The sequence below is a fragment of the Secundilactobacillus muriivasis genome (assembly GCF_054785195.1).
In genome coordinates this window covers 92098-100229 of sequence record NZ_BAABMI010000011.1, presented here as the reverse complement: position 1 = coordinate 100229, position 8132 = coordinate 92098, and the positions used below count along the sequence as shown (strand labels likewise).

At 51.1% G+C, this 8132-nt stretch carries 1 protein-coding gene; it reads left to right on the top strand.

What is annotated here, in order from left to right:
• Positions 1-35: 35 nt before the first annotated feature.
• Positions 36-7874 carry an Ig-like domain-containing protein gene (locus ACYVR3_RS03290; RefSeq protein WP_461243110.1) on the top strand — a complete coding sequence of 2613 codons (7839 nt, stop codon included), beginning with the start codon at positions 36-38 and terminating at the stop codon, positions 7872-7874.
• Positions 7875-8132: the final 258 nt, after the last annotated feature.

Sequence of the window (8132 nt, the reverse complement as noted above, 5' to 3'; positions counted from 1 at the left end):
CAGTTAAGCCAGATGGCACTTATAGTTTGGCTGATGTGCCAGTTTCAGCAGACGGTGGCAAGGTTACAGTCGCCACAACTGATGCAGCTGGAAACACAAAGAGTACCGAAGTAACGGTACCGGCAACGCCATCATTAACCACTGATCCAGTGACTAACAATAACGGGACGACGACGGTAACGGGTACGGCAACGCCAGGTTCAACAGTAGTCGTTACTGACGGTAATGGCGATAGCCATGATGTTACGGTGACCCCAGATGGCACCTATAGCTTAGACAATGTGGCAGTTGCTACAGATGGTGGCAAAGTTACAGTAGCTACAACTGATGCAGCTGGCAATACGAAGCGCACGGATGTAACGGTACCGGCAACCCCAGCGTTGACTGCAGACCCAGTAGTGAACAACAACGGTACCACGACAGTAAAAGGTACGGCGACGCCAGGGACAACAGTAGTCGTTACTGATGGCAATGGTGACACGCACGATGTAACAGTTGACCCAGATGGGAGCTATAGCTTGAATGATGTTCCAGTTGCTACAACTGGCGGCAAGATTACAGTCGCCACAACTGATGCAGCTGGCAACACGAAGCGCACGGATGTGACTGTACCAGCAACCCCAACGTTGACTGCAGATCCAGTAGTAAATAACAATGGTACGACAACGGTAACGGGTACTGCAACGGCCGGCACCACAGTAGTGATTACTGATGGTAACGGTGACACCCACAACGTAACGGTTGATCCAGATGGTACCTATAGGTTAACTAATGTACCAGTTGGAACTGCCGGCGGTACGTTAACGGTTAAAACGACCGATGCTGGTGGTAACACGACATCGAAAGACATTGTGGTAGCGAAAGCACCGGATTTAACTACTAATGACGCCAAGAACGTTAACGGTACGACAACGGTAAAAGGTACTACGACACCGGGATCGACAGTGACGGTAACTGCCGGCGACAAGAGTTATACGGCTACGGTTGATGATAAAGGTAACTTCACGGTAAACGTTCCAGTCGGGGCGGATGCGACAACCTTAACTGTTAAGACTGATGATGGCAACGGCAATACCACAACTAAGGACGTTGCAGTAGCTGGTACCCCAGCATTGACCACGAATGATGCTAAGAACGTTAACGGCACAACAACGGTAACGGGTACGACCACGCCGGGCTCGACAGTCACGGTAACCGATGGTGATAAGAGCTACACGGCTACGGTTGATGATGAAGGTAACTACACGGTTAACATTCCAGTCGGAACCGATGCAACGAACTTGGTCGTTAAGACTGATGATGGTAGTTGCAATGCCACAACCAAAGACGTTGCAGTAGCTGGTACCCCAGCGTTGACTACTAATGATGCCAAGAACGTCAACGGTACGACAACGGTAACGGGTACGACCACGCCAGGCTCAACGGTCACAGTAACTGATGGCGATAATAGCTACAAAGCCACAGTTGATGATGAAGGTAACTACACGGTTAATATTCCAGTCGGAACCAGTGCAACAAACTTGGTAGTTAAGTCTGATGATGGTGCCGGTAACGCCACAACCAAAGACGTTGCGGTAGCGGGCACGCCAGCGTTGACTACTAATGATGCTAAGAACGTTAACGGCACAACAACGGTAACTGGTACAACAACGCCAGGATCAACAGTTACAGTAACCGATGGCGACAAGAGCTACAAAGCCACAGTTGATGATGAAGGTAACTACACGGTTAATATTCCAGTCGGGACGAATGCAACGAACTTGGTCGTTAAGTCTGATGATGGTGCCGGTAACGCCACAACCAAAGACGTTGCGGTAGCTGGTACCCCAGCATTGACGACTAACGATGCTAAAAACATCAACGGTACGACAACAGTAACAGGTACCACGACGCCGGGCTCGACAGTCACGGTAACCGATGGCGACAAGAGTTATACGGCTACGGTTGATGATCAAGGTAACTACACGGTAGATGTTCCGGTTGGAACTGACGCCACGACCTTAACTGTTAAAACCGCTGATGGTGCCGGCAACGCTACAACTAAGGACGTTGCAGTAGCTGGTACCCCAGCGTTGACGACTAATGATGCCAAGAACGTCAACGGTACGACAACGGTAACTGGTACTACTACACCAGGTTCAACGGTTACAGTAACCGATGGTGACAAGAGTTATGCGGCTACGGTTGATGATGAAGGTAACTACACGGTCGATGTTCCAGTCGGAACCGACGCCGCAACCTTAACCGTTAAATCTGACGATGGTGACGGCAACGCCACAACACAAGATGTTGCGGTAGCGAAGACGCCAACGTTGACTACGAATGACGCGAAAAACGTCAATGGAACAACAACGGTAACTGGTACAACAACGCCGGGCTCAACGGTGACGGTAACTGACGGCGACAAGAGCTACAAAGCAACAGTTGATGATAAAGGTAACTACACGGTCGATGTACCAGTCGGGACCGACGCCGCAACCTTAACCGTTAAATCTGACGACGGTGCCGGCAACGCCACAACCCAAGCCATCACGGTAGCCAAAACACCGGATTTAACAACTAATGATCTTAAAAACACGGATGGTACAACTACAGTTGCGGGTACGACCACGCCAGGTTCAACCGTGACGGTAACTGATGGCAACAACAGTTACACAGCAACAGTTGACGCCGATGGTAACTACACGGTGGATGTACCAGTTGGGACTGACGGTGGCTCACTAACAGTTAAGACCACGGATGTTGATGGCAACATCACCAGCAAGGACGTTACGGCGGACCCAACGCCAGCTTTAACAACTGCACCAATCGTTAACGCGAATGGAAACGTTACGGTAGCTGGTACCACTGATGCCGGTAACACGGTCACGGTAACTGATGATGCTGGCAAGGTTTATCCAGTAACGGTCAAAGCTGACGGCAGTTACACGGTGGATGTACCGGTTGGCACTAATGGCGGTGACTTGACCGTTAAGACGACCGATGCTGATGGTAACAGCACCAGCAAGAAGTTGACTGCGGACAGTACGCCAATGGTGACAATTTTGCAAGTCACGAACCAGGATAACAACGCAGCGGTTACAGGAACGACGACTCCGGGCGCAACAGTCCAGTTAGTGGATCACGATGGTCAAACTGTAACAACAACGGCGGATGCTGATGGCAAATTCAGCTTTGCGACTGTGGCAACCATCGCTGAAGGTGAACCACTGACGATGACGACTACTGATCCGGCTGGCAACAGCACGGTAACCACGGTGACGGTACCAGCAACACCAGAAGTGACGATAACGACACCAATCAACACGGATGGCGAGACAACGATCACAGGGACTACGCCAAAAGGTAGCACCGTCGTTGTGACCGATGAGGCGGGTAATAACTACCCAGCCACAGTCGATGCCGATGGCAACTACACTGTTCCGGTAACAGTTGGAACTGATGGTGGCAAGCTGACAGTGACGACTACTGATCCAACGGGTAACGTGACGACCAAGGATGTAACGGTTGCCGCTACACCGGATTTGACCCCAGATGATGCTAAGAACGTTGACGGCACGACTGCCGTTACCGGGACCACAACACCAGGTAGCACCGTAACCGTGACGGATGCCGATGGCAATACGTACACGGCAACGGTCGATGGCAGTGGTAACTACACTGTTCCAGTAACAGTCGGCGCTGATGGCGGTAAATTGACGGTGAAAGCTACTGATGCTGCTGGTAACAGTAAGCGTACTGAAGTAGATGTCGCCGGGACCCCAGCGCTGACTGTGGCTCCAGCTGCCAACGTAGATGAAACTGCAACGGTAACGGGTACGACAGAACCAGGCAACACAGTTGTTGTGACTGATGAAGCCGGTAAGGAATATCCAGCTACAGTTGATGCGGATGGTAACTACACGGTCGACGTTCCAGTGGATGCCGATGGTGGCAAGTTAACCGTCAAAACGACTGACACGGATGGTAACGGTAAGAGTACCGAAGTAGACGTCGCCGGGACCCCAGCGCTGACTGTGGCTCCAGCTGCCAACGTAGATGAAACTGCAACGGTAACGGGTACGACCGAACCAGGCAACACAGTTGTTGTGACTGATGAAGCCGGCAAGGAATATCCAGCTACAGTTGATGCGGATGGTAACTACACGGTCGATGTCCCGGTTGATGCGGATGGTGGCAAGTTGACGGTAAAGACAACCGACGCTGATGGCAACAGCAAGAGTACCGAAGTAGACGTCGCCGGGACCCCAGCGTTAACGACTGATCCAGCCAAAAACGTAGACGGCACAACCGCGGTAACGGGTACGACCGAACCAGGCAACACAGTTGTTGTAACTGACGAAGCCGGTAAAGAATACCCAGCTACGGTTGACGATAATGGTAACTACACAGTCGATGTTCCAGTGGATGCCGATGGTGGTAAGTTAACGGTCAAGACGACCGATACTGACGGCAACAGTAAGAGTACTGATGTTGATGTAGCAGGGACCCCAGCGTTGACGACTGATCCAGTGAAGAACGTAGACGGTACAACGACGGTAACGGGTAAAACTGAACCGGGCAATACAGTGGTAGTCACTGACGAATCTGGCAAGGAATACCCAGCCGAAGTAGATGCGGATGGTAACTACACAGTCGACGTTCCAGTTGATGCGGATGGTGGCAAGTTGACGGTAAAGACAACCGACACTGATGGCAACAGCAAGAGTACCGAAGTAGACGTCGCCGGGACCCCAGCGTTAACGACTAATCCAGCGAAGAACGTAGACGGCACAACCGCAGTAACGGGTACGACCGAACCAGGCAACACGGTCGTTGTGACTGATGAATCTGGCAAGGAATATCCAGCTACAGTTGATGCGGATGGTAACTACACGGTCGATGTCCCAGTTGATGCGGATGGTGGCAAGTTGACGGTAAAGACAACCGACACTGATGGCAACAGCAAGAGTACCGAAGTAGACGTTGCCGGTACGCCAGCATTAACGACGGATCCAGCCAAGAACATCGATGGTACAACGACGGTAACGGGTAAAACTGAACCAGGTAACACAGTGGTAGTCACTGATGAAACCGGCAAAGAATACCCAGCCGAAGTTGATGCGGATGGAAACTACACAGTCGATGTGCCAGTGGACGCAGACGGTGGCAAGTTAACCGTCAAAACGACTGACACGGATGGTAACAGTAAGAGTACCGAAGTAGATGTTGCGGGTACGCCAGCGTTGACCACTGATCCAGCGAAGAACATTGACGGTACAACGACAGTAACGGGTAAAACTGAACCGGGCAACACAGTTGTTGTGACTGATGAAGCCGGTAAGGAATACCCCGCTACGGTTGACGACAACGGTAACTACACAGTCGACGTTCCAGTAGATGCCGATGGTGGTAAGTTAACCGTCAAAACGACTGATACGGATGGTAACAGTAAGAGTACCGAAGTAGATGTTGCGGGTACGCCAGCGTTAACGACTGATCCAGCCAAGAACATCGATGGTACAACGACGGTAACGGGTAAAACTGAACCGGGCAACACGGTTGTTGTGACTGATGAAACTGGTAAAGAATATCCAGCCACGGTTGACGATAACGGTAACTACACGGTCGATGTCCCAGTTGATGCCGACGGTGGTAAGTTGACGGTCAAGACGACCGATACAGATGGTAACAGTAAGAGTACCGAGGTCGATGTAGCCGGTACACCAGCATTAACGACGGACCCAGCCAAGAACATCGATGGTACAACGACGGTAACAGGTACGACAGGACCAGGTAATACAGTAGTTGTGACTGATGAATCTGGCAAGGAATACCCGGCTACGGTTGACGATAACGGTAACTACACAGTCGACGTTCCAGTAGATGCCGATGGTGGCAAGTTAACCGTCAAAACGACTGACACGGATGGTAACAGTAAGAGTACCGAAGTAGACGTTGCCGGTACGCCAGCATTAACGACTGATCCAGCGAAGAACGTAGACGACACAACCACAGTAACGGGTACGACCGAACCAGGCAACACGGTCGTTGTGACCGATGAATCTGGTAAAGAATACCCAGCTACGGTTGACGATAACGGTAACTATACAGTCGACGTTCCGGTAGACGCAGACGGTGGCAAATTAACCGTTAAGACGACCGATACTGACGGAAACAGTAAGAGTACCGAAGTAGACGTCGCCGGTACACCAGCATTAACGACGGATCCAGCCAAGAACATCGATGGCACAACGACAGTAACGGGTAAAACTGAACCAGGTAACACAGTGGTTGTAACTGATGAAGCCGGCAAAGAATACCCAGCTACGGTTGACGACAACGGCAACTATACGGTTGATGTCCCAGTAGATGCCGATGGTGGTAAGTTAACGGTAAAGACGACCGATACTGACGGCAACAGCAAGAGTACCGAAGTCGATGTCGCCGGAACCCCAACCTTGACCACTAACCCAGTAACGAACGACAACGGTACGGCAACGATTGGTGGGACAACCACCCCAGGTAACACGGTTGTCATCACTGATGAAGCCGGTAAGGAATACCCAGCAACAGTTGACGACAACGGCAACTACACGGTCGACGTCCCAGTGGATGCGGATGGTGGTAAGTTAACGGTCAAGACGACTGACACGGACGGCAACAGCAAGAGTACCGAAGTCGATGTTGCCGGCACGCCAACCTTAACCACTGATCCAGCCAAGAACACGGATGGCACGACAACAATCAGTGGGACAACTGTTCCTGGCAACACGGTCGTTGTTACCGATGAAGCCGGCAAACAGTATCCAGCAACAGTTGACGACAACGGTAACTACACGGTTGATGTGCCAACGGGGACTGATGGTGGTAAGCTGACGATTACGACGACCGATAAGGATGGCAACAGCGCTGCAACTGAAGTTACGGTAGCTGGCATTCCAACGGTTACAACGACTCCAGCGGTAAATACCAATGGCGCTACTACAATCAGCGGTACGACCACTCCTGGCGCAACTGTCACGGTAACGGATGCTAACGGTAACGTCCACACGGTTGTCGCCGATGACACTGGTGCATTTACACTACCAAACGTGGTTGTTTCTACCGATGGTGGTGAGTTGACGGTGGCGGTAACGGATGCTGCTGGCAACCACAGTGAAGTTAAGGTGACGGTTCCGGCGGCGCCAGTACTGACGTTGCCTGATGGGACTAACTACAACGGCACTGCCACGGTGACCGGTACGACCACGCCGGGTGCTACGGTGACAATCACCGATGGCAATGGCACGAGTCACACGGTAACCGCCGGGACGGATGGTAAATTCACGTTTACGAACTTACCAGTAAGCATGAGCGCTTCTAAGTTAGCCGTGATGGTAACGGACGCTAACGGCAATACGACGCAAGGAACGGTTGCTATTCCGGTTGCCACGGTACCGGCAGCGCCTGACGATGCAACAACTGATGGTGATGCAAACGCGACAACGGGTACCACGCCAAATGCAACTACGACCGACCAAGCTAACGATACGACCGTTAAGTCAGGCAAGACCACTTCAGCAACTAAGGGTGGTCAAACTGGCAAGACAACGGGTCAAGGTAGCGATAGCGAAACCACGTTGAACAACACGGTTGAAGCTGATACGGTTGATAGCACATCAACTGGACGGTCAACCGGAGTAACGACTAAGGCCAACGCCACTGCAACCGCAACCGATGAGTTACAATCACAATCGGATGCGAACGCTGCGACTGATGCCGATGGTCAAGCAACGCTTCCACAAACTAGCGATGATCAAACGCAAACGAGTGGTTTGATTGGCCTTGGGTTAGCTAGCTTATTAGCAGCCTTTGGTTTAGCTGGCAAACGGCGTCGGAAGGATGAAAAGTAACATCATTTGATGACGACTAAGTGTTAAAGGACGCAAAAAGTGAAGGCCCCGCGGATTTCGATTCGGAATCCAGCGGGGCCTTCGCTTTTTTTGTTATTTGAGGAATCAAGCGATTGTATATTACTGAAAAACTGTGAAAGGGTTGCGAGTGTTATATTATGATAGTTAATTAACGATACGCCAAACATTATGAAGCTAATATAAATGATGATGATAATAGATTGTTTAAATACAAACGGAATTTGAATGAATAGTCTA